At 54.6% G+C, this 22,425-nt stretch carries 17 protein-coding genes; all 17 read left to right on the top strand.

Features of this window, described 5'->3' with window-relative positions:
• The first annotated feature begins 110 nt into the window (after positions 1-110).
• A complete protein-coding gene (locus tag ACR9FF_RS28330; RefSeq protein WP_435167215.1) occupies positions 111-1,151 on the top strand; it encodes an ABC transporter substrate-binding protein in 1,041 nt (346 codons plus the stop codon).
• The gene (fhuB, locus tag ACR9FF_RS28325; protein WP_435167212.1) at positions 1,151-3,202 is read left to right on the top strand and encodes a Fe(3+)-hydroxamate ABC transporter permease FhuB; all 2,052 of its coding nucleotides are present in this window, start codon (positions 1,151-1,153) and stop codon (positions 3,200-3,202) included. Before ACR9FF_RS28330 ends, fhuB begins: the two co-directional genes overlap by 1 nt.
• Positions 3,203-3,408: 206 nt before the next feature.
• A complete protein-coding gene (locus ACR9FF_RS28320; protein WP_435167209.1) occupies positions 3,409-5,631 on the top strand; it encodes a methyl-accepting chemotaxis protein in 2,223 nt (740 codons plus the stop codon).
• A 545-nt stretch (positions 5,632-6,176) separates the two neighbouring features.
• Positions 6,177-6,587, top strand: coding sequence for an NADH-quinone oxidoreductase subunit A (locus ACR9FF_RS28315; RefSeq protein WP_127497879.1), 411 nt, complete (start codon positions 6,177-6,179; stop codon positions 6,585-6,587).
• Positions 6,572-7,090, top strand: a complete 519-nt coding sequence (locus ACR9FF_RS28310; RefSeq protein WP_127497877.1) for a NuoB/complex I 20 kDa subunit family protein — start codon at positions 6,572-6,574, stop codon at positions 7,088-7,090. The genes ACR9FF_RS28315 and ACR9FF_RS28310 overlap by 16 nt, the downstream gene beginning before the upstream one ends.
• A complete protein-coding gene (locus ACR9FF_RS28305; RefSeq protein WP_435167204.1) occupies positions 7,087-8,058 on the top strand; it encodes an NADH-quinone oxidoreductase subunit C in 972 nt (323 codons plus the stop codon). Before ACR9FF_RS28310 ends, ACR9FF_RS28305 begins: the two co-directional genes overlap by 4 nt.
• A 7-nt stretch (positions 8,059-8,065) precedes the next feature.
• Positions 8,066-9,166, top strand: coding sequence for an NADH-quinone oxidoreductase subunit D (locus ACR9FF_RS28300; RefSeq protein WP_201002447.1), 1,101 nt, complete (start codon positions 8,066-8,068; stop codon positions 9,164-9,166).
• Positions 9,166-10,179 carry an NADH-quinone oxidoreductase subunit NuoH gene (nuoH, locus tag ACR9FF_RS28295; RefSeq protein ID WP_435167201.1) on the top strand — a complete coding sequence of 338 codons (1,014 nt, stop codon included), beginning with the start codon at positions 9,166-9,168 and terminating at the stop codon, positions 10,177-10,179. The genes ACR9FF_RS28300 and nuoH overlap by 1 nt, the downstream gene beginning before the upstream one ends.
• Positions 10,180-10,241: 62 nt before the next feature.
• Positions 10,242-10,691, top strand: a complete 450-nt coding sequence (gene nuoI / locus ACR9FF_RS28290; protein ID WP_201002443.1) for an NADH-quinone oxidoreductase subunit NuoI — start codon at positions 10,242-10,244, stop codon at positions 10,689-10,691.
• A gap of 1 nt (position 10,692) precedes the next feature.
• Positions 10,693-11,208, top strand: coding sequence for an NADH-quinone oxidoreductase subunit J (locus ACR9FF_RS28285; RefSeq protein ID WP_015847349.1), 516 nt, complete (start codon positions 10,693-10,695; stop codon positions 11,206-11,208).
• A gap of 1 nt (position 11,209) precedes the next feature.
• On the top strand, positions 11,210-11,512 hold the full coding sequence (gene nuoK, locus ACR9FF_RS28280; protein ID WP_015847348.1) for an NADH-quinone oxidoreductase subunit NuoK: 303 nt from the start codon (positions 11,210-11,212) through the stop codon (positions 11,510-11,512).
• Between the two features lie 8 nt (positions 11,513-11,520).
• Entirely contained in the window at positions 11,521-13,398 is a 1,878-nt protein-coding gene (nuoL, locus tag ACR9FF_RS28275; protein ID WP_435167197.1) for an NADH-quinone oxidoreductase subunit L, read from the top strand.
• Positions 13,399-15,030: a complex I subunit 4 family protein gene (locus ACR9FF_RS28270; protein ID WP_435167194.1), complete on the top strand. Its 1,632-nt coding sequence runs from the start codon at positions 13,399-13,401 to the stop codon at positions 15,028-15,030. It abuts the gene before it with no gap.
• Between the two features lie 3 nt (positions 15,031-15,033).
• Positions 15,034-16,599: an NADH-quinone oxidoreductase subunit N gene (locus ACR9FF_RS28265; RefSeq protein ID WP_435167191.1), complete on the top strand. Its 1,566-nt coding sequence runs from the start codon at positions 15,034-15,036 to the stop codon at positions 16,597-16,599.
• 919 nt (positions 16,600-17,518) lie between these two features.
• On the top strand, positions 17,519-20,398 hold the full coding sequence (locus tag ACR9FF_RS28260) for a S8 family serine peptidase (RefSeq protein ID WP_435167188.1): 2,880 nt from the start codon (positions 17,519-17,521) through the stop codon (positions 20,396-20,398).
• Positions 20,399-20,440: 42 nt separating this feature from the next.
• The gene (locus tag ACR9FF_RS28255) at positions 20,441-20,704 is read left to right on the top strand and encodes a DUF1146 family protein (protein ID WP_015847343.1); all 264 of its coding nucleotides are present in this window, start codon (positions 20,441-20,443) and stop codon (positions 20,702-20,704) included.
• 316 nt (positions 20,705-21,020) lie between these two features.
• Positions 21,021-22,385 (top strand): UDP-N-acetylglucosamine 1-carboxyvinyltransferase, encoded by a 1,365-nt coding sequence (gene murA, locus ACR9FF_RS28250; protein WP_127499050.1) that lies wholly within the window; start codon positions 21,021-21,023, stop codon positions 22,383-22,385.
• Positions 22,386-22,425 lie beyond the last annotated feature (40 nt).

Below are 22,425 nucleotides of genomic sequence, written 5' to 3'. Positions count from 1 at the left end.
TATTTTTTCTGTCCAAAAGATGGTTCATTTCTATTGACTTAGATAATGATAATCCTTATCATTGAGAAAGTAATTGTTGAGAATGATAATCATTTTATGGGGGTCTAGCAATGAAACAAATGAAATGGACAGGTCTCATTCTTGCGGCAATGATGGTATTCCTCGCTGCATGCGGAGGCGGCAACAACGCAGGCAATGCAGGGAATAACAAGCAAGAGTCCGAGCAAGCAAGCTCAAACGCGAATGCAAATGCAAGCACAAATACAACAGCTGACGAGACGGCGGAACGCACCATCAAGCATGCGCTTGGCGAAACGAAAATTACCGGAACGCCTAAGAAGGTCGTTGTTCTGGAGTGGACCTATGCGGAGGATCTGATCGCGCTTGGCGTACAGCCTGCCGGCGTAGCGGATGTGAAGGGCTACGGGGAGTGGTACGGAGCTATTGATCCAAAGCTGGATGCAACGGTTGTTGATGTAGGCACGCGCCAAGAGCCAAGCATCGAGACGATCACCAGCCTTGAGCCGGACTTGATTATCGGCGTAAACTTCCGCCACGAAGCGATTTACGATCAATTGTCGGCGATTGCGCCAACGCTTATTTTTAACCCGTATCCGGAAGAGGGCGGACTTGACCAATACAGCGAAATGGAACAAACCTTCTCGGCCATTGCGGATGCTTTGGGCAAAAAAGCGGAAGGCGAGAAAGTACTGGCCGATCTGCATAGCTACTACGATGAGTCCAAAGCGAAGCTGGCTAGCGCAGGCAAAGAGGGGCAAGAGGTTGTATTCACGCAAGCTTGGACCAATGAAGGCGTAGCAACCTTCCGTCTGTTCACAGACAACTCGATGGCTATGGCGATTCTCGCGAAGATCGGTTTGAAGAATGCGCATCAGGACAGCACGTTCCAGCAATACGGCTATTCGGAAACGGATATCGAAGGCTTGACCAAGACGCCGGACGCAAGCGTATTGTACACGACAAGCGCGACGGATACCGTCTTTAGCGAACTGCTTCCCAAGAATGAAGTATACAAGAACCTGAACTTTGCAAAAGAAAATCGCGTGTACGACATGAAAGGCATCTGGCCGTTTGGCGGTCCATTGTCTGCAAAGCTTCTTGTAGAACGCACGCTTGAAGCGCTCGGCTAATGAATACGAACCTTCAAATTACAAAGGAAACAAGTAAGGGCATCTGGAGCCCGCTGCTGTTATCAGCGGCGGGTCTTCTGCTGCTCCTTGCTTTAGCTTCTTATCACCTGACACTTGGGGAAGCCGCTATACCGGTGAAGACCGTATGGCGGGCTATTTTTGAGTCCACTCCCGTATTGGAGCATCAAATATTGTGGACAGTCCGGCTGCCCCGCATGGTGATCGGCATTCTGACAGGCGGGGCGTTGGCCGTGGCCGGCGCGTTATTTCAAAATGTGACCCGCAATCCGCTCGCGTCCGCCGGCACGCTGGGAATTAACGCGGGGGCTTTTCTCGCCCTAACGGTAGGAACGATTATGTTCCCGGGGCTTGCAATGGGCTTCCCCCTGCTGCTTACGTTCATCGGTGCAATTGCTGCTGCCGCGGCGGCTTTTGTCATGGCGGGAGGTACAAAGGCGTCTCCTGTGCGGCTTGCTTTGTCCGGGATGATCGTTACGATGACCGCGGCTGCTTTTACAGGCGTGCTTCAATTATTTCATGAACAAAAGACGCAAGGGTTGTTCATGTGGGGCTCCGGTTCGCTTGTGCAAAATGACTGGGGCGGCGTTCAGCACGCATGGCCTTGGATTATCGGCTGCTTTCTGCTTGCTTTTCTGCTCGCGGGCAAATGGGATCTAATGGAGCTCGATGAGGATACGGTTACCTCGCTGGGGCAAAAGGTCGGACGGATCCGCCTTACGGGTCTTGGCATCGCCGTATTGCTCGCCGCAGCTGCCGTCAGCGTCGTTGGTCCAATCGGCTTCGTGGGCCTGATAGCGCCGCATCTCATGCGGATGTTAGGAGCTAAGCGGCATGCTGTGCTGCTTCCGCTGTCTTTCCTATGGGGAGCTATTATCGTTATTGGCTCGGATGCGATCGCGATGCATTTCAAATATTCGCTTGGACCTTTGCCTGCCGGTGCCGTAACGGCGCTTATCGGAGGCCCATGGCTTGCTTGGCTTGTCCTGCGTACGGTAAAGGCCCGCAAGGAAGGGGCGCCGCAGACAGGGACTTCGCCTGGACGTTCGGCTACGAAAGTACCGTTTGGCTGGTGGGTGCCGATATTCTCGCTGCTGCTCGTTGCAAGTCTTATTGTCAGTCTTGCATTCGGAAGCTTGCGCATTCCGGTAGCGGATGTCGTTAACGCTTTGTTCGGCCACGGGGCGGACAGTACGCAGCGTATTGTCGAGATGAGGATTCCTCGTACACTGGTGGCCGCGCTTGCTGGCGCAACACTAGCCGTAAGCGGCTTGCTGCTGCAAGGAGTTGTCCGGAACCCGCTGGCGGATCCGTCCATTATCGGCGTAACAGGCGGGGCTAGCGTTGGGGCTATGCTGATGCTCGCCGTATTTACGCAGGTATCGGTGCAATGGCTGCCTGCGGGTGCTTTTATCGGCGCTGTAGGCGCTGCGGTAATCGTGTTCCTGCTCGGGCGAAAAAGCTCCTTTAATCCTTCGGTCGTCGCCCTGATTGGTCTTGCCGTCTCATCGATGGCCAGCGCAATCGTTCAGGTGCTCGTTATCCGTATGAAGCTGACGCTGGCATCTGCGCTTGTATGGTTATCCGGAACGACTTACGCGCGCAACTGGGATGATTTCTGGCAGCTCGTGTTCTGGCCGATTATCCTGCTGCCGGTTGCTTGGTACCTGGCACGCAAAGTGGATGTTCTTCAATTCTCGGATGCGACCGTCACGAATCTGGGCCTTCGCGTTGACCGTACACGTCTGGTCATTGGCGGGGTTGGCGTTGCCATGGCCGCGGCAGCCGTTGCGACGGTAGGCTCGATTGGTTTTATCGGACTCATCGCCCCTCATATGACGCGCATGCTGGTTGGACCGAAATACCGCAAGCTTGTTCCTTTAACGGCTTTGCTCGGGGCTTTGCTGCTGGTCCTCGCCGACACGGTGGGACGATCGCTGCTTGCTCCCAAAGAGCTGCCGTCCGGACTGGTAGCGGCAGTTATCGGAGCGCCGTATTTTATGTATCTGATGTATCGTTCTGGCAAAAAATAGAAGGTTATGGAAGAAAGGCTGTCCTAAGGCTCGCCATATGAGTCTAAGGGCGGTCTTTTTCGACGCATTTAGTGCTTATGTAACAAAAAAGTTTAAAAAATTATACAAAATGACGAAAAATACCTTACATATCTATCTAAATTTATCAATTCATATGTTAGTATATATGACATAAATACTAGATGACCAGGATATGGGGGATGCACATGTTCGACTGGCTGGGTACAAAAAAAGGACTGCCGCTTTGGGTCTCATGGCGTTTGAATCATGGGATGAAGAAAGACGTTGAACAGATCTTTGAAGGCATTGCGGAAACGCGCAAAGAGCTGCTTACTTCTTGGGCGCATGAATATTGGGGGTACATCGAGCGGCTGGCGGAGCAGGTAGCGGCTGTATCCATAGATGGCAAATCGTTGCATCAGGAAGAACAAAAGCTGGCCGTTTCCCGTCTGCTCGAACGTACATATGCCAGAGGGAATGACTGGACAGAGCTGTTCCTACTTGACCGGGAAGGACAGGTTCTCATCTCCACCTACGAGAAACATAGAGGGACGCTTTACGGCAGCGGGAGCGTGATTGAACCGGGTCTTAACTACGCTAGAGCCGGCGGCAAGCCGCGGCCGTGCTTGTATGGACCTTACGGCGATCCGGTTACGTTAAGCCTTGGAGCAAGATCCTCCTCTTTTCACGATAAAATGACCCTGCTCTTCATCTTTCCCCTTACTGTGAATGGAGAATATGCAGGGACGTTATGCGGACGGGTTCCGAACGATGTGCTGGGGGATCTGATCCAGCGGGAATCCGGCCACGTCTATCCGGACTCGGGCGACAACTATATTTTTATGGCAAAACCGCACCTGAATCAGCATATCGCGCTTGGAACCGCATTGTCGCGAAGCCGCTTCGAGGACCGGACGTTTACGTTTGGCGAGAATTTGAAGGATGGAGTTACGACGGACTGGGGAATGGTCTCGATCAAGGAGCATACGGAGCTGGAGATTATTTTCACCGATCCGGCTACGGGCCAGCTTCATCCCGGCGTCCGCAACACGATTGATAACGGCAGCAACCTGTTTGTGGAATTCCCCGGTTATTCGGATTACCGCCATATCCCGGTTATCGGGAAGGGCGTAACGCTTCAGATGCCGCATTGCCCGGATGTATGGGGGATGATGTGCGAAGGCGACCTGGAAGAGGTGTACCGGATTCGCAGTATCCGCTGGCGCTTCAGCAAGCTTCAGCTGTTGCAGACGCTCATTCAGGCCGTGTTGGTAGCGGGGCTGGTAGCGGTTCTTGCCTCGGCAGCTCCGGTATGGGTAACTGCGGCAGCTGCAGGCGTATGGACTTTGGTATTCGGGCAATTTGTCGCCGGTGCCGTGCAGCGGAAGGAATCCCGCCGGGTTGTCCGCAATTTGCGGCGAATCAACCGGTTCATCCGTATTAACGCGGAGGGTAAAGGGGATTTGACGCAGCGTCTTGAGCCTGCCAAGTTCGACAACGATGAGACGAGAGAGCTTGCTAAGTGGATTAACAACATGATTGATTCCCTTGAGGGGATCATGCTGAAGGTGAAGCTGGCCGCATCGGACGTATTATCCAGCCAAAATGTCATGAATGAATCGGCGGCCGTTACCGCGAAGTCGACGGAGCGGGTCAGTCGCAAGGTTGGCGATATGATCGGCAGCATCCGCAATCAGCTGAAGGATATCGATATGGCGAAGCATTCCGCCGACGAGATGAGGGATACGCTGCGACTCTTGGAGCTGCAGGCTGCCGAGCAGATTGCCGTGGCGCAATCGGAAGTGGACCGGATCGGGGATAAAATGCAGCATATCTCCACGAAAGTCGGCGATACGAATGATACGATCCGCCGGTTTATGCATACGGTTGAAGAGATTCGCGGCGTTCTGCAGGTTATCGAGGAGATATCGGCGCAAACGAATCTGCTTGCATTAAACGCCTCCATCGAGGCGGCACGCGTAGGCGAGCAGGGGCGCGGCTTTGCCGTTGTGGCATCGGAAATCCGCAAGCTGGCCGATATGACCCGCCGTTCCACGGAGGAAGTGCATCAGATTACGCATCAAATCTATGATGAAGCGAAGCAGGCTTACGCGTCGATGGACGAAGGGACAAAGGTCGTCGAGGAAGGCACGCAGCTCGTTGCGGCCGCAGCGAGCACGCTGCAGACGGCGCAAAGCGAGGATAGCCGGAAATCGCAGGTCGTAGACGAGGTAGTGAACCTGATGGAACGGATTGCCCTCGTCAGCATGGAAAACCGCAAGGTCTCCTCCGACGTGGAGGGCAAAGTCCAGGAGCTAATTGGAGAGATGGACAGCGTACGCCAAACCTCGGAGAGCGTGGAGTCGATCACGAAGTTCCTGCAGCAGCTGGTGGGCCAGTTCAAGCTGACGGAGTCGCGGTCGAGATAAAGATGCAGGAAGGACGCCTGGTGGATGGCGTCCTTCCTGCTTTTTTATTGCGTTGAGGGGGAGTGATTCCGCCAAGCAGCGCGAGTTGGGCTGCTTAACGATGTGGGACATCGTTAAGATTGGTAGAACGGGTGCTGGTGGGAGTCTTAACGATACGGGATATCGTTAAGAGAAGCGTGAAGCGGTAAAAGTGGCAATGGCGTGCGAATTCCGGGCTGCTTAACGATGTGTGACATCGTTAAGATGGGTAGAACGGATGCTAGTGGGAGTCTTAACGATACGGGATATCGTTAAGAGAGTCGCTATGCCAATAGCCGTTCTAGGATGAGCGAGTGGATTTGTTTAACTTTGGGATATCGCAAGGGGTGGCGAGCATAGGCTAATAGTGTGACAGGCGGGTATCGTGTTGACCGGGTGTCCGGCGGGTGACGCACGGTTCCCGGGAAGCCGCGCCGTTACGGGCTTGTCCGGCTCTTCGGGGAAGCGGAATCGAACAACTCTTTCATAGACGGCTGTGGAAGCTTTTGTTATAATTGTGAGGAAAAATGACCAAGCGGCTGGTCCGCTTTGACGGAGGCGATGGTGTGGACAATTACGTCAACCAGTATGTCGTCGTGGCTATTTTTATTTTTCTCGGGATTTTGCTCCCAGCAGCGGCGCTGACCGTCGGTAGACTGCTCAGACCGCATAAGCCGAATGATCCGAAGCAAGCAACCTACGAGAGCGGCAATGAGCCGGTCGGCGAAGGGCAAGTGCGCTTCAACATCCGGTATTACATCTTTGCGTTAATGTTTGTCATCTTTGATGTGGAAACCGTTTTCTTATACCCTTGGGCCGTCGCATATAATAAGCTCGGCCTTTTTGTGCTGGTTGAGATGTTCATTTTTGCGGCAATGCTGTTTATCGGACTTCTATATGCCTGGAAAAAGAAGGTGCTGAAATGGAATTCAGTTTAGAGTCGATATCGCTGGAGGAACGCAAGGAGCTGGAACGCAACGTCTTTATGGGAACGCTGGAGCAGCTTAAAGCCTGGGCGCGGAGCAACTCGCTCTGGCCGCTGACCTTTGGTCTGGCCTGCTGCGCGATTGAAATGATGGGAACCGGCGCTTCCCATTACGATCTTGACCGGTTCGGGGTGATGTTCCGTACCTCTCCGCGCCAGTCGGACGTGATGATTGTCGCCGGTACCGTGACGAAGAAAATGGGACCGCTGCTGCGTCGCCTGTATGACCAGATGCCCGAGCCCAAATGGGTGATTGCAATGGGCTCCTGCGCGACGGCTGGCGGACCGTATATCAAGTCGTATGCGGTGATGAAGGGCGTCGACCAGATCGTGCCCGTCGATGTCTACATACCGGGCTGTCCGCCTAATCCGGCGGCGCTGATTTACGGCATTAACAAGCTGCAAGAAAAAATCCGTTACGAAGCGAAGACCGGGAAGCGGGTGACGGACCGATGAGCGAGGAGAAGGACGAAGGGCAAAAGCCGGAAGAGATAAAAGCTGAAGAGATAAAGACAGAAGAGATAAAAGCTGAAGAGGAAGCGAAGGCTGCCGCGGAATTACCGCAATCTCCGGCAGAGGCCCCAGCGATCGCGGTGGATGCGGAGCGGGAGGCGAAGCTGAAGGCGGCAGCGGAAGCCCGCGCGGCGAGAGCAGCGGCGAAGGAAGCCGCGAACGCGGGGGGCGGAGCAGCGCCGGAGGGCACGGTCGATGCAGAGCGGGAAGCGAAGCTGAAGGCGGCGGCGGAAGCGCGCGCGGCGAGAGCGGCGGCGAAGGAGGCCGCGAACGCGGGCGGAGCAGCGCCGGAGGGCGCGGTGGATGCGGAGCGGGAAGCGAAGCTGAAGGCGGCGGCGGAAGCGCGCGCGGCGAGAGCGGCGGCGAAGGAAGCCGCGAACGCGGGCGGAGCAGCGCCGGAGGGCGCGGAGCCGCCGCCACCGCCGGAGCCGTCGCCCAAGCAGCCGGAGCTTGATGCGGCAGCAAAGCTGATTCGCAGCCTCGTTCACGAAGAGGCGCTGGAGGATGCTTATGTTAACGAGATGAGCCGGCATATGCCGACGATTATCGTGAAGAACGAGCATTGGGCCGCAACTGCCGAACTGCTGAAGCGGCATGAAGAGCTCCATTTTACTTATTTGCGAAATGTATCCGGCGTGGACTACGAGACGCATCTGGAGGTTGTCTATCACCTGGTTCATCTCGAAAGCCGGCGGGAGCTGGCGGTGAAGGTGAAGGCTGACCGAAGTGATCCTGTTATCGCTTCGGCGACGCCCGTCTGGGCTACCGCGAATTGGAACGAACGCGAAATCTATGATCTGTTAGGAGTAACATTCCAGGGCCATCCCGATCTGCGCCGCATTATGATGTCCGACGATTGGGTCGGGCATCCGCTGCGCAAAGATTATGAGCCGCTCGATTCGGAGGTGTAGCTGCAGCGTGATTCGTACCGAAGAACTTCTACTAAATGTCGGTCCCCAGCATCCCAGCACGCATGGCGTATTCCGTATCGTTGTCAAACTCGATGGAGAAGTCATCACGGAGGCAACCCCGGTTATGGGGTATTTGCACCGCGGTACCGAGAAGCTTGCCGAGCAACTGAATTATACGCAGATTATCCCATATACCGACCGGATGGATTATGTGGCGGCCATGACCAATAACTACGTGCTGGTTCATGCCGTCGAGACCATGATGGGGCTTGAAGTTCCCGAGCGGGCGGAGTTTATGCGCCTTATCGTAATGGAGCTGCAGCGGGTTGCCAGTCACCTCGTCTGGTGGGGGACTTACCTGCTGGATATCGGGGCGATGAGCCCGTTCCTCTATGCTTTTCGCGACCGGGAGATCATTATTAATTTATTTAATGAACTGTGCGGGGCTCGTTTGACTTACAATTATATGAGGGTTGGAGGAGTGAAATGGGATGCGCCGCCGGGCTGGCTGGATAAAGTGCGGGATTTCATTCCGTACATGTACGGCAAGCTGCAGGAATACGACAAGCTGGTGAGCGGCAACGAGATTTTCCTCGCCCGGATCAAAGGCATTGGCCGATACGATGCGGCAACGGCGATCGACTATGGTCTGTCCGGCGCCAACCTGCGCTGTACCGGCGTGGACTGGGATTTGCGCAAGGCGGAGCCGTACAGTTTGTATAACCGCTTCGAATTTGATGTACCGCTGGGCAAAAACGGAGATTGCTACGACCGTTACGTCATCCGGCTGGAGGAGATTAAGCAGAGCCTTCGCATTCTCGAGCAGGCGCTTGAGCAAATGCCGTCCGGCGGCGAGACGATGGGCAAGGTGCCCCGTGTTATCCGTCCTCCGGCAGGAGAAGTGTATGTCCGTATAGAATCACCCCGCGGGGAGATCGGCTGTCATATCGTCTCGAAAGGAAAAGCAGAGCCTTACCGCCTGAAGTTCCGGCGGCCGTCCTTTGTAAACCTGCAGATTTTGCCTAAGCTGCTTGTTGGAGAGACGATGACCAACCTGATTACGATCCTCGGCGGCGTCGACATTGTAGTCGGGGAGGTTGATTGCTGATGGGAGCATGGCTGCATGACTCGATGACTTGGGGCAATGCGGTTATTATTTTTCTATGGGGCGCGGTGTTCCTGTTCGTTGTGCTTGGCTTTGTCACCTACGCCATTTATTTCGAACGGAAGGTTATCGGCTGGATGCAGCTTCGGATCGGCCCGAACCGGGTTGGTCCTCTTGGCCTTCTCCAGACGGTGGCCGACATATTCAAGCTTCTCATTAAGGAAGACACGATTCCGCGCAAAGCCGACCGCCTCCTGTTCGTTCTTGCCCCTATACTTTGTTATGTACCCGCTTTTACGGTGCTTGCGGTTATTCCTTATACGGAAAAGCTTTATTTCGCCGATCTGAACGTCGGTTTGCTCTATTACGCCGCCTTATCAGGCATCTCAACCTTGGCCATTGTGCTTGGGGGCTGGGCTTCGAACAATAAATACGCGCTTCTTGGCGGCATGCGCTCGGCTGCGCAAATGATCAGCTACGAGGTTCCGCTCGTTATCTCCGTTGTAGGCGTCATCCTGCGTAGCGGCAGCCTTAATCTGAGGGATATCGTGGCGGCGCAGTCCGGCGGATGGTTCTGGGACTGGAACTTCATTCCGCAAATTATCGGCTTTGTTGTGTTTATGATTGCGGCGGTATCCGAGCTGAACCGTACGCCGTTTGACCTGCCCGAGGCTGAATCGGAGCTGGTTGCCGGCTATCACGTGGAGTACAGCGGCTTCCGTTTTGCATTCTTTATGCTGTCGGAGTATGTCTACGTCTATGCGATCGCGGCTTTGACGACCGTGCTGTTCCTCGGCGGGTGGCACGCGCCGGCGCCGTTTCTTGATTTTGTGCCGGGAATCATCTGGTTCCTGCTCAAATTCGCGTTTATCGTGTTCTTTTTATTCTGGATCCGGGCGAGCTTCCCTCGTATCCGGGTTGATCAGCTGATGGGTCTGGGCTGGAAGGTGCTGCTGCCGGTATCGCTGCTGAACGTATTTCTGACGGCAGGTTACCTGGAGCTGTTCGTAAAATAAAGGCTGCTTCGAAATTCTTAAGCTCATGCTTACGAAGCAATTCTTTTTAGGAGGATCTAGCCATGAATGGACTTGTGCAAGGGCTTGGCGTGACGCTCAAATCAATGGTATCGAAAAAAGTGACGACTTCTTATCCCGACGAGCCGATTGTTATGCCGGACCGGTTCCGCGGTATTCAGCATTTTATTCCGGACCTCTGCATCGTCTGCAACCAGTGCGCAAGAATCTGTCCAACCGACTGCATTACGCTGACCGGCAAGCCTAACCCCGATCCGGCCAAAAAAGGCAAGGTCATCGACACGTTTGATATCAATTTCGAAATTTGCATCTTATGCGATTTATGCACCGAGGTTTGCCCGACGGAAGCGATTGTGATGACCAATCATTTCGAGCTGTCCGCGTACAGCCGGGATGATCTGTTCAAGGATGTGCAGTGGCTGACCGACAACGATACGCTGGTCCGTCAAGATAACAATAACATCGGTGCTCCTGCGAAAGGAGGCGCCAAATAAGTTGTTCAATATTGATTTTAATGGCGAGTTCGCCACCTTTTTTATCTTCTCGGCGATTATGATCATCGGAGCTGTCCTTATGGTTAGCCTTCAAAAGGTCGTGCATATGGTCATCTCCATGGCTGCGGTGTTCCTCGGCCTGGCCGGGATGTTCGTGCTGCTGGATGCGGAGTTTGTCGCTTTCGTCCAGGTGCTGATCTATGCGGGTGCCGTGTCCATTCTGATGATATTCGGCATCATGATGACCAATCATCAGAATAAACAGGCCGATCCGGTTAAGCCTCTTCACGAGACGTTGGCTGCTGTAGGAGCGCTATGCCTGTTCGGGATTCTGTTCTATGCCATCCGGACGACGGATTTTCCCGATGCCCAGCCGCTGCAAGCGGTGGAGGATAATACGTCGAGCATTGGCCAGCTGCTGTATACGGGATACGTCGTGCCGTTCGAGCTGTTGTCGGTGCTGCTGACGGTTGCCTTTATCGGCGCGATTGCTATTGCGAAAAAGGGGGCGGATTAACATGCTTCCATCCTATCTGACGATGGCGGCGATCCTGTTTTGCATCGGGCTGTATGGAGCCTTGGTGAAACGGAATGCTGTGATCGTCCTGTTATCGATTGAGCTTATGCTGAACGCGGTAAATCTGAATTTGGTTGCGTTCTCCAAATACGGGGTTGTACCGTCCCTGACCGGCCAGGTATTCGCTTTGTTCGCCATTACGGTGGCGGCGGCGGAGGCTGCCGTTGGGGTAGCGGTGCTGATCGCCTTGTTTCGCGCGCGAGGTACCGTTAACGTAGATGAATTCGACGAGATGAAGAGGTGATGTGACCCGTGGATCAATTAACGAAAGCAGCGTGGCTCATTCCGCTCTTCCCGTTTGCTGCCTTCCTTCTGCTGACGGCCCTGGGCAGGAGCTACCGGCTGGCGGGCGTGCTGATCGCTTCGATCGGCTCGCTTGCGTCGCTGGTCATGTCCCTGCTCGTTTTTATCGAGAGATTGGGACCAAATGCGGTAGATTACAGCGGCGACAGCTACAAATGGATTGGTCTTGGCGAATATACGCTTAAGATCGGTTTCGAAATTACGAATCTGAATGCCCTTATGCTTGTTATCGTTACGGTGGTCAGCTTTCTCGTAAACGTGTATTCGGCCGGCTATATGAAAAAGGATGAGCGGATTACTGTCTTTTACGGCTATGTCGCTCTCTTTACCTTTGCGATGCTGGGGCTGGTGCTGTCCGATAATATGCTGGTCTTCTATATTTTCTGGGAGCTGGTTGGGGTCTGCTCCTTCTTGCTTGTTGGCTTCTGGTATGCGAAACCTGCGGCCCGCGCGGCGGCGAAAAAAGCGTTTATCGTGACCAGAATCGGCGACGCGGGGCTGCTGCTCGGCATTATCGTATTGTTCTGGTATATGCCCGGCCATGCGCTTGATTTCAGCAGTATACATAATGTGTTTACCGAAGGGCAGTCCGGTACGATTACGACGACCATTACAACCTCGATTGCTCTGCTTCTGTTCATGGGGGTTATCGGCAAGTCCGGTCAATTCCCGCTGCATGTATGGCTTCCGGATGCAATGGAAGGTCCCACGCCGATCAGTGCCTTGATCCATGCCGCGACGATGGTAGCGGCCGGCGTATTTCTCCTGGCGAGAACGTTTGATATCTTCGAGGCCTCCGCGGCCGCGATGCATACGGTCGCTTACTTCGGCGGGTTTACGGCGATTTTCGCCGCAACCGTAGCGCTCGCGCAAAACGACATTAAACGGATTCTGGCCTACTCAACCATCAGCCAGCTTGGCTACATGGTGATGGCAATGGGACTTGGCTCGATGACGGGCGGTATTTTCCATCTGTTCACGCATGCTTTCTTCAAAGCGCTATTATTCCTGGCGGCTGGCAGCGTGATTCATGCGGTACATACCCAGAACATTCACGAAATGGGCGGCCTTGGCTCCAAAATGCGAATCACGGCATGGACCTTTGCGATCGGAGCGTTATCCCTATCCGGCATCCCGCCGTTCTCGGGCTTCTGGTCCAAGGATGCGATTCTGGCTTCCGCGCTTGAAGAGAATCCGTTCCTGTTTGCCGTTGGACTGGCGGCGGCCTTCTGTACGGCGCTGTACATGTCGCGGTTGTTTTTTATCGTCTTTACAGGCAAATCCCGTCTACAGCAGCCGGCCGAGGTGCAAGAATCTTCGAAGGTGATGACCATTCCGCTGCTCGTGCTTGCCATTATATCGGTTGGAGCGGGTTTTATCGAAACGCCTTGGAACGGTTGGCTGGGCAGCTGGCTGACGGATGGCTCGGAGGACGTTCATGCAAGCGGCGCCGCGATTGTCGCTTCCATAGCCGTTGGCGTGCTTGGCATCTATGTAGGATGGCTTATGTACGGCAAAGGCAGCATCGAGCGCGGCGTTGCGGGAGCCAAGATGCCGTGGCTTGTTCATCTGCTGGAGCGGCAATATTACGTAAACGAATTTTATGACGCCGTTATTGTCAAAACGGTTCGCGCCGTTGGCAAGAGTCTGAATGCTTTCGACGAATACGTGATTGGCGGCGCAGTCCGGCTGGTGGGTGTTACGGCTGGAGCGGGCGGCCGGGTGCTGACCAGACTGAATAACGGACAGACGCAAACGTACGGCTTGACCGCAATTATAGGTCTTATCGTTATTATCGCGGCAATCGTTGGAAGGAGGTTTTGGTAAATGACGGACCTGACCGATCTTCCGATTCTATCGATTATTCTCGTAACTCCGCTTATCGGGCTTCTGGTTATTCTTCTGCTGCCGAAGCACCGTAACCGGTGGCTGCAGACTGCGGCTATTGTGTTTACGTTGATTCCGCTTCTCTTGTCCCTATGGCTGTATGCCGATTACGACAAGCATCAGGGCGGCAACTCCTTTGAGGAGACGGCTACTTGGGTAGAAGTTCCGTTAAACAAAGAGACGCAAGCCTCGAATGGGGTCACGAGCTATACGCTGTCGTTCCAGTATGACGTGGGCATCGACGGGTTGTCCTTGCCGCTTGTCATTCTGACGACGCTGATTACGGCGATGGCGGCTTTTGCTTCCGTTCACGTGAAAAAGCGATGGAAGGCGTTCTACGCTTGGTTCCTGCTCCTGGAGACGGGCGTGCTTGGCGTGTTTATGGCGCGGGATTTATTCCTGTTCTTTATTTTCTTCGAAATTACGCTTATTGCGATGTACTTCCTGATCGGGATCTGGGGTTACTTCAACCGGGAGCGGGCCGCTAATCACTTCGTTATCTATAACGGCCTCGGGTCGGCTATCATGCTGATTGCCTTTATCCTTCTCGTGAATACGGCCGGCTTCCATATCGATCAGGAGACGTCATCGTTTATTTACAGCGGCAGTTATGCGGATATTGTCCGCAATTTATCCGATCCTTCGGCGTGGGTGAACCTTGCTCCGGATCAGACGGGCGGACTAAACCCGTTCCATATGTCGGCTGCGATGCATACGATTATTTTCCTCCTGCTGGTAGTGGCGTTTGGGATCAAGCTTCCGGTTCTGCCGTTCCATACCTGGATGCTGAAGGTACACAACGAGGCGCATCCGGCAATCGTTATGATTCACTCCGGCGTGCTGCTCAAGATGGGGGCATACGGCCTGATCCGGTTCGGTATTGTGTTATTCCCCGAGCAGGCGAAGGATTGGGCGATTGTACTGGCTTCTCTTGGCCTCGCCAATCTCTTGTACGGGGCTCTTATTGCTTTCCGGCAGACGGATCTCAAGCTGGTGCTCGCGTATTCCTCGATCAGCCATATGGGGATCGTTCTGCTGGGGCTTGCGGCCTTTAACCAGATAGGCTTGCAGGGGGCCGTGTTCCAGCTTGTCTCGCATGGCCTGATCTCGGCGCTTCTCTTCCTGATTGTCGGAAGCCTATACGAGAGAACGAAGACGACAACCTTATCCGAGCTTGGCGGGCTGGCGCGATCGATGCCGTTTATCTCGGGCATTCTGCTTGCCGGAGGTCTTGCATCCTTGGGTCTGCCGGGTCTATCGGGCTTTGTGGGCGAATTCCTGTCGCTGCTCGGCTTGTTCGACAGCCAGCCGTGGATTGCCGGCTTCTCGGTCATCGGCGTCATTCTGACCGCCGTATATGTCCTAAGGGCTGTGCTGAAAACAACCTTTGGCCCTATTGAAGAACGGTATCTCGCGGTAAAAGACGCTAGGCTGGTTGAAGCTCTGCCGATGATCGTGCTCTTGGCATTTATCCTGCTGCTGGGCTGTTACCCGTCCGTGCTGACGGATACGTTCCAGTACAGCGTCGACGGCCTGTTCAAGCCGTTATTATCGTTAAGGATGGGGGGATAAGCGATGACCGAATTCGTACCGCTGACATGGCAGGATACGTTGTATCTCGCCCCGGAGCTTATCCTTGCCGCCATGTTCCTAATCCTTATCGTAACGGACTTGCTTCTTCCGGGGAGGACGAACCGCGCGGTTATCGGCTGGTTGTCTTTAGCAGGCTTGCTGCTGTCGCTTGCGGCCGTCATCTGGCGGATGATGGATATGAATCCTTCCGGCGTATCGGCGGCGGAGGCGGCTGAAGCCGGTAAGGCCATCTCGCTCCTTGGCGCCAGCTACCGGGTGGATGATTACGGCAATCTGTTGAAAATAATCTTCCTGGTCGGTACGTCATTGGTCGTATTGCTGGGGCTTGGCTCCACGCAAAAGGATGACGCGGTAACGGACAAAGCCGAATTCTATTACTTGCTGCTTCCGGCAGCGGCCGGAGCTATGATTATGGCCTCCTCCGGAAACCTCGTTACCTTGTATATCGGGCTTGAGCTGCTCAGCATCACGACTTACGTGCTGGTTGGCTTGAGGAAGCGCTCGTCGCTGTCGGCCGAGGCAGCTTTCAAGTATGTGGTTACGGGCGGTATCGCGTCAGCCTTTGTGTTGTTTGGGATGTCTTATTTGTATGGCGTGACCGGCTCGGTAAGTCTGGCGGATTTCCCGACGGCGCTGCCGCAGGCTTTTGCGGACTATAAGGCTTTGGTTTATGTAGGATTCTTCTTCCTGATCGCGGGCTTCGGAATCAAAATCGCGGCCGCTCCGTTCCATGTCTGGGCCGCGGATGTGTATCAGGGAGCGCCAACGCCGGTTTCCGCATTCCTGGCGGTAATTGCGAAGGGGGCTGCTCTGGCAGCGGTATTCCGTTTCCTGTACAGCAGCGCGTTCTTCCTCACCGGCGGTCCGGAAAAGCAAGTGGGTGACGATGTCTTCTTCGCTCTGCTGGTCATCGCCGCTGCCGCTATGATAGCCGGTACGGTTTCGGCTCTGCGGCAAAAGCAGGTGAAACGGCTGCTCGCCTTATCGGGCGTAGCGAATGCCGGGTATTTGCTCGTACCGATTGCAATCTCGGTGACGATCATCCATAGCAACAATTTCGCGGAGTTTGTGTTTTACCTGGTTGCGTACCTGCTCATGAACGTAGGCGCATTCGCCGTTGTAACGGTAGTTGCGAGCGCGGCGGGACATGAAGATCTGAAAGGCTTCTCCGGTCTCTATTACCGGGCCCCGTGGACAGCGGCGGCTATGCTGATCTTTATATTGTCGCTCTCGGGATTGCCGGTTACGGCCGGATTTTTCGGCAAGCTGTTCATCCTGCTCGGCGCAGCCAGCGTAAAAGCTTACTGGCTGGTAGCCATTATGGTGGTTAGCACCGTCATTTCCTACTACTTCTACTTCGGTATAATCCGGCAGATGTTTATGCGGTCGAACGGCGAGGAAGAGGATCGTATCCATGTGTCGGCTGTAACGGGAGTCGTCATCTGGATCTGCGCGGCCGCAACGGTTGCCCTTGGCGTATTGCCGGGTCCGCTGATGAAAGGAATCGATGCGGTGTTTACGATTCAGGCGGATTTGTTCGTGAGGTAGATTTCGTTGGAGCCCAGCGGCTGGAGAGCCGCTGGGCTTTTTTTTCGTGGGGCGAGGCGGGGTGGGAATCGGCTGAGATGAAAAAGCGTATGGCGGGGGGCTAGGGATTCTTTTGCGGGATGTGGGAAAGTGGGGAGTGGAAGGATAAGACCCTGTCAGGGTCTTATCCAGTTGGTTGGGGGTTGGAATAGGGAGGATAAGACCCCGGCAGGGTCTTATCGCTTTGAAAGTGGACTAATCTAGCTCCGTAGGCAGCTTGCTCGCATAGAATAAGACCCTGCGGGTCCTCTATCAGGTTAGCGGGCTACCGGGTTGGATTGAATAAGACCCTGACAGGGTCTTATATAAAATGGGGAATAAGCGGGAGTCTTAGTAGAAGTTCATAAGGCGGGAATGCGGCGGAAATGCGGGTGAGGCGGTGTTTAGGGTCCCTCAGGGGCCTTAATAGACAAGAAGGAGCTAGTTTGCGAGTGTTTAAGGTCTCTCAGGGACCTTAAGAAGAGTGGTGGATGTGGGAAAGCGGCGGAAATGCGAGGTAGGTGGAGGTTAGGGTCCCTAAGGGGCTTTAATAGGCAAGAAGCAGCTGGTTTGCGAGTGTTTAAGGTCTCTCAGGGACCTTAAGTAGAGTGGTGGATGTGGGAATGCGCCGGAAATGCCGGGGTAGGTGGAGGTTTAGTTCCCCAAGTGCTTAGAGAGTGAAGGAAGAGTAGGAGGATAGGCGAACTTCGTTAGCCATATCATGGTTGTATCATCCTCTTTACAGGTAATTATCTTTTGCTAGAGACAGGAGATCGGGGGCCGGAAATCGAATGGTAATAGGAGATAAATAGAGACTATTAAACGGTCATAGAGAAACGTGTGGCAAGAGCATACGTATAATTTGAGACGGAGACAAATATACCGATAAAGGCAGAAACTGATGAGAAGAGATGCTCTCGGCAGCGTATTGAAAAGATCCCTCCCCGCGCTTCTCCTCGCGGGGATTCTCGCCTGCGGGGCGGCTATGCCCGCCGCCCCTGCAGGCTTAGCCCCGGCTGGGGCCGCTGCGGCGAGCAAAGCCGCCGCCGGCGCCCCCGCCGGGGCAAAAGAGGAGCCGCAAGGCTGGCTCCTCAAATGGCGCGAACCCGCGCAGGCGCATGAGCTGCGCGGGACGCGAGTGCTCCGCCGCCAGAGCAGCGAGGCGGCGGAGGTCTGGCTCGTCCAGCCCGCGGACGGCGGGGCGGACGCCAGCGCTTGGGCCGCCCGGCTGCAACGCGAGCCGGGCGTGGAATACGTGCACCCGAATGAGCGGGTGCACATCCTCGCCGCGGAGCAAACCGCGGCGGATGATCCCGAAATCGGCAAGCAGACCTACCTGAAGCAGATCGGCGCGCCGGAAGCCTGGAAAACCGTGCGGACGCAGACCGATCTGACCATTGCGATCGTGGATACGGGGATTGATCTGGATCACCCGGATTTGAAGCGGAATCTGGTTCCCGGCACCAACTTCGTGCAGCCGAACAAACCGCCGGATGACGATAACGGCCACGGAACCGCGGTGGCTGGCGTTATTGCGGCTGAAGGCGATAACGGCTTAGGGGTAAGCGGCATCCTCTGGGAAGCCAAGCTGATGCCGATTAAAGCGCTTGACTCGCAAGGAGACGGTACGGAACGCGATTTAGGGGAAGCCATCCTGTACGCGGTCCGTAACGGTGCCCGGATTGTGGTTATGTCGGTTGGTCTTAACCGTTACTCGCCTTATATGCTGGATATCGTCAATTACGCCGAAAGCAAAGGCGTGCTCCTTGTGGCGGCGGCAGGCAACGATGGGTTGACCCACGGAGATAAAGCGGAGGTCAAGTACCCCGCTGCATACCCGACTGTGCTAGGCGTCAGCGGAGTGAAGCCGGACAATACGCCGGATCCCCGTTCGAACCCCGGACCGGAAATCGATCTTGCGGCATCCTGGAATGTATATACAACCGCAATAGGTGGACGCTATAAGAAAGAAGAAGGGACGTCCATGGCGGCCCCGCAGGTTGCGGCTGCGGCAGCGCTGGTCTGGGCCCGTTATCCTTCGCTTAAGCCTTACCAGGTGAGGGAGCTTCTCCGCCAGTCCGCCAAGGATATCGGCGCCCCCGGCCTGGATAACAAATCCGGATACGGTCTGCTGCAGGTGGATAAAGCCGTTACGATGACGGCGAAGTCCGACCGCTTCGAACCAAACGGCACCCGTGCGAGCGCCAAGCCGCTGCCTGCGGGCAAGCAGGTTACGGCGCTGCTCTCCGCCGGCAGCGATCTGGACTGGTATACGTTAGATGCTCCTTATGACGGCATCGTCACGCTGAATTTTGAGGGACTGACCCCAGAGGGCAGCGCGACGCCGGCTGTCCGTTTATCGCATTATACCGGCGATACGCTGAAGGCTTCGGCAGAGACCAAGCTGGGGAGCCGCGTAGTTGATTTTGCGGTGAAAAAAGGCAAGCAAGCTTTTCTGATTCAATATATGAACAAGGACATGGATCTGAAGCTGCCATATCTGTTGACGGCAACCTTCAGCATGGCTCCGGACAGCTACGAGCCTAATGACAAACCGTATGAGGCGTTTACGCTTCAGCCGCGCAGTCAGAGCATCACCGGTTCGTTCCATCAGCTAGCCGACAGGGACTGGTATGCGGTGACTTTTACGCAGGGCGGTACGCTAAGTCTCCGGGTAACTACCAATACGGTGCGAATTGATCCCGAGCTTGCGGTTCAGCAGGCCGGCCAGGCGCTTATGTCTTACGATGAGGAGCGGGAAGGCGAAGCCGAGCAGTCCCCCGTTCTGACCGTTTCGCCTGGCAAGTACTATATCCGGGTTCACAATGCGATATCTTCCGAAGCAAGTCCCACCGTCGGAACCTACACCCTGAAGATGGACTACGTTCCGAAATATGCGGATCCCAATGAACCCAACGACAAATATTACGAAGCGCTCATGACAACCTCCGGCACGGAATACGTCGGGGTAATCGGCAGCGCAAGCGATGTGGACTGGTTCCAAATCCGCCTTGCGTCTACAAGCGTCGTAGACCTCAATTTGTTTAACGTTCCGGCAGGCAAAATGATGAAGCTGGAAGCATACGATAAGAAGCAGAAGCTGGTCTTCACTCAGATGACCGGACGAAGCGGATCGCTTCAAGCGGCAAATAAGGTTTTGCAGCCCGGCGTGTACTACATAAAGCTTACGGCTAACGGCGCTTTTGACAAGCAGTATTACCGTTTTAAAGTGAAGTTCGATCCGCTCGTGGCAGGCTTCCGCGATATCGCGAGCCACTGGTCGAGGGATGCCGTCGTGGAGATGAGCCGGCTTGGCATCGTGAGCGGCACCGGTCCTTATACCTTTGAACCGAACCGTCCGATTACCCGTGCGGAAGCGGTAGCGATGGCGATTAAAGCGTATAAGCCGGTTGTGTACGGCATGCCTGCCGATGTCCGGTTCAAGGATCTGGATTACGATCATTGGGCATACGCGGCGATTGCCAAGGCGGTTCAGAAGGGATGGATCAAAGGATTCCCGGATGGAACCTTCCGCCCGGATCAGCCGGTTACAAGAGCGGAGATGGCGATGATTATCGGTTATGCGGATCAGGTGAGGCCCGTAGCGCCGCTTGGCAATCCGTTCAAGGATGTAGGGCGCAATCATTGGGCCGCTCCGATGCTGAACGCACTGAAGCTGAAGGGGGTTATCAGCGGAACGGAGGACAATGTATACGAGCCGGGCAAAAAAGCGAGCCGGGCGGAGTTTACAACGATTTTATACCGGGTATATAGACAATAACCATGAATCAGACATATTGTGTAGAAGGGAAATTTAAACCAGATGGGTATCGATCAAATGGTGAACGATGCGCAAAATGCAACCGGGACCATCGCGTTATTTTCAATCGTCGTTAATTTATTCAGTATTGTATTCGTCTGGTATATCCTGCAGGAGATCAAGCTGGATGTATTTTTTAAATTCCCGCGCAGTCCCAAGGCAAGGATGTTTCAGGTTGTCATGGCGGTCGTTATCGGTCACGGCTTCGCCGGTTTCATACTCGATTATTGGAACTGGACGAAGCTCCTGCGGTATTTTGTCGAATAACAACGTTCAAAAAAGACAACAATGGATACTACAGGACGGTATGAAAATGACACGAGACTACGAACAACTGTATATAAAGCCCCGGATTCGAATTGAAAATGCTGCCCCAACGGCAACGGAGGGCAGTACTTTCGACTCGGCATAAGCGGTTTTTTTTAGTGCTTTTTGACGATCTTTCTGGTAATAATTTACCGCTTGTCGATTTGTGTAAATGAATGATAAGATGAAGGTTGGATAAAGCATGGAATTGTCATTTTCTTATACTAAAAATGGAACTAATGTTTGGAGAAATTCAGTTCGCGGAGGGAACTATAAGATGACCAAAATTATCGTCCGCGGAGGCCAGCGTCTATCGGGAACGGTCCGTGTCAGCGGTGCAAAAAATGCAGTACTTCCCATTTTGGCGGCCTCGTTATTAGCGGCGGAAGGAGACAGCGTCATCTGTGACGTTCCCCTCCTCGACGATGTAATGACCATTCAGAAAGTATTAGCTTCGTTAGGCGCAAAAATTACTTACAACAATGAGACGATGCGGATTTCTGCGGGTACGATTTCCACCTTTGAGGCTCCATACGAGTTTGTTCGCAAGATGCGTGCATCCTTCCTCGTTATGGGCCCGCTGCTCGCCAGAATCGGCAAGGTCCGTATTTCGCTTCCGGGCGGCTGCGCGATTGGTACAAGACCAATTGACCAGCACCTGAAGGGCTTCGAGGCAATGGGAGCGGAGATTACGCTTGGACACGGCTTCATTGAAGCAAGTACGAAGGCGCGTCTTAAAGGTGCGAAGATCTATCTGGATGTAGCCAGCGTCGGGGCAACGGAAAATATTATGATGGCCGCCGCTTTGGCGGAAGGCACAACAACGATCGAGAACGCGGCGAAAGAGCCGGAGATCGTTGATCTTGCTAACTACTTAAATGCCATGGGTGCTAAGGTTCGCGGTGCAGGTACGGGCGAGATCCGGATCGAAGGCGTTGACCGTATGCATGGCGTAACGCATAACGTGATTCCCGACCGTGTGGAAGCAGGCACGTATATGATTGCTGCGGCAATCACGGGCGGAGACGTATTTGTGGAAAATGCGATTGGCGACCATTTGACTCCGGTCATCTCGAAGCTTCAAGAGATGGGCGTGGAAGTCACGGAATCGGATAACGGCATTCGTGTCCGTGCTCCAAAAGCGCTCAGATCGGTGGATGTGAAAACTTTGCCGCATCCGGGCTTCCCGACTGACATGCAGTCCCAGATGATGGCGCTCTTGCTCGTGTCGGAAGGCACCTCGGTCGTAACGGAAACGGTATTCGAGAACCGATTCATGCATGTGGAGGAGTTCAAGAAGATGAGCGCGCAGATTAAGGTCGAAGGCCGCTCGGCGTTCGTAACCGGGAATGTACCGCTCGTTGGTGCCAAAGTGTGCGCAACCGATTTACGCGCAGGCGCCGCGCTGATCTGTGCGGGACTCCGCGCAGACGGGGAGACGGAAGTATCGGGCATTTACCACGTAGACCGCGGTTATGTCGATATTACAGGCAAGCTTGCCGCACTAGGTGCGGATATCAGACGGGTTGAACCGGAAGCTCCGGTTGCCGCGGTAGCCGCAGCGCCAGCTGTCGAGCTTGAGCCGGTCAGCGCCTACAAGCGCGAAGCCGCAGTCTTGAAAGTGCAGCCTACTTGGGCGTAACGGATATATTAGTCAAAAAGCTGGTTCCTGACAAGGAAGC

The sequence above is a fragment of the Paenibacillus glycanilyticus genome (genome assembly GCF_051200795.1).
GTDB classification, from domain to species: Bacteria; Bacillota; Bacilli; order Paenibacillales; family Paenibacillaceae; genus Pristimantibacillus; species Pristimantibacillus glycanilyticus.
This window is presented reverse-complemented; position numbering and strand designations above follow the sequence as displayed.

Bases quoted from the DNA above. Each gene is read 5' to 3' on its own strand.
- ACR9FF_RS28305 (WP_435167204.1), top strand. From the start codon at position 7,087: ATGAGCGAGGAGAAGGACGAAGGGCAAAAGCCGGAAGAGATAAAAGCT.
- ACR9FF_RS28265 (WP_435167191.1), top strand. From the start codon at position 15,034: ATGACCGAATTCGTACCGCTGACATGGCAGGATACGTTGTATCTCGCC.
- murA (WP_127499050.1), top strand. From the start codon at position 21,021: ATGACCAAAATTATCGTCCGCGGAGGCCAGCGTCTATCGGGAACGGTC.
- ACR9FF_RS28310 (WP_127497877.1), top strand. From the start codon at position 6,572: ATGGAATTCAGTTTAGAGTCGATATCGCTGGAGGAACGCAAGGAGCTG.
- ACR9FF_RS28330 (WP_435167215.1), top strand. From the start codon at position 111: ATGAAACAAATGAAATGGACAGGTCTCATTCTTGCGGCAATGATGGTA.
- nuoK (WP_015847348.1), top strand. From the start codon at position 11,210: ATGCTTCCATCCTATCTGACGATGGCGGCGATCCTGTTTTGCATCGGG.
- fhuB (WP_435167212.1), top strand. From the start codon at position 1,151: ATGAATACGAACCTTCAAATTACAAAGGAAACAAGTAAGGGCATCTGG.
- nuoI (WP_201002443.1), top strand. From the start codon at position 10,242: ATGAATGGACTTGTGCAAGGGCTTGGCGTGACGCTCAAATCAATGGTA.
- nuoH (WP_435167201.1), top strand. From the start codon at position 9,166: ATGGGAGCATGGCTGCATGACTCGATGACTTGGGGCAATGCGGTTATT.
- ACR9FF_RS28255 (WP_015847343.1), top strand. From the start codon at position 20,441: ATGGGTATCGATCAAATGGTGAACGATGCGCAAAATGCAACCGGGACC.
- ACR9FF_RS28260 (WP_435167188.1), top strand. From the start codon at position 17,519: ATGAGAAGAGATGCTCTCGGCAGCGTATTGAAAAGATCCCTCCCCGCG.
- ACR9FF_RS28320 (WP_435167209.1), top strand. From the start codon at position 3,409: ATGTTCGACTGGCTGGGTACAAAAAAAGGACTGCCGCTTTGGGTCTCA.
- ACR9FF_RS28270 (WP_435167194.1), top strand. From the start codon at position 13,399: ATGACGGACCTGACCGATCTTCCGATTCTATCGATTATTCTCGTAACT.
- ACR9FF_RS28315 (WP_127497879.1), top strand. From the start codon at position 6,177: ATGACCAAGCGGCTGGTCCGCTTTGACGGAGGCGATGGTGTGGACAAT.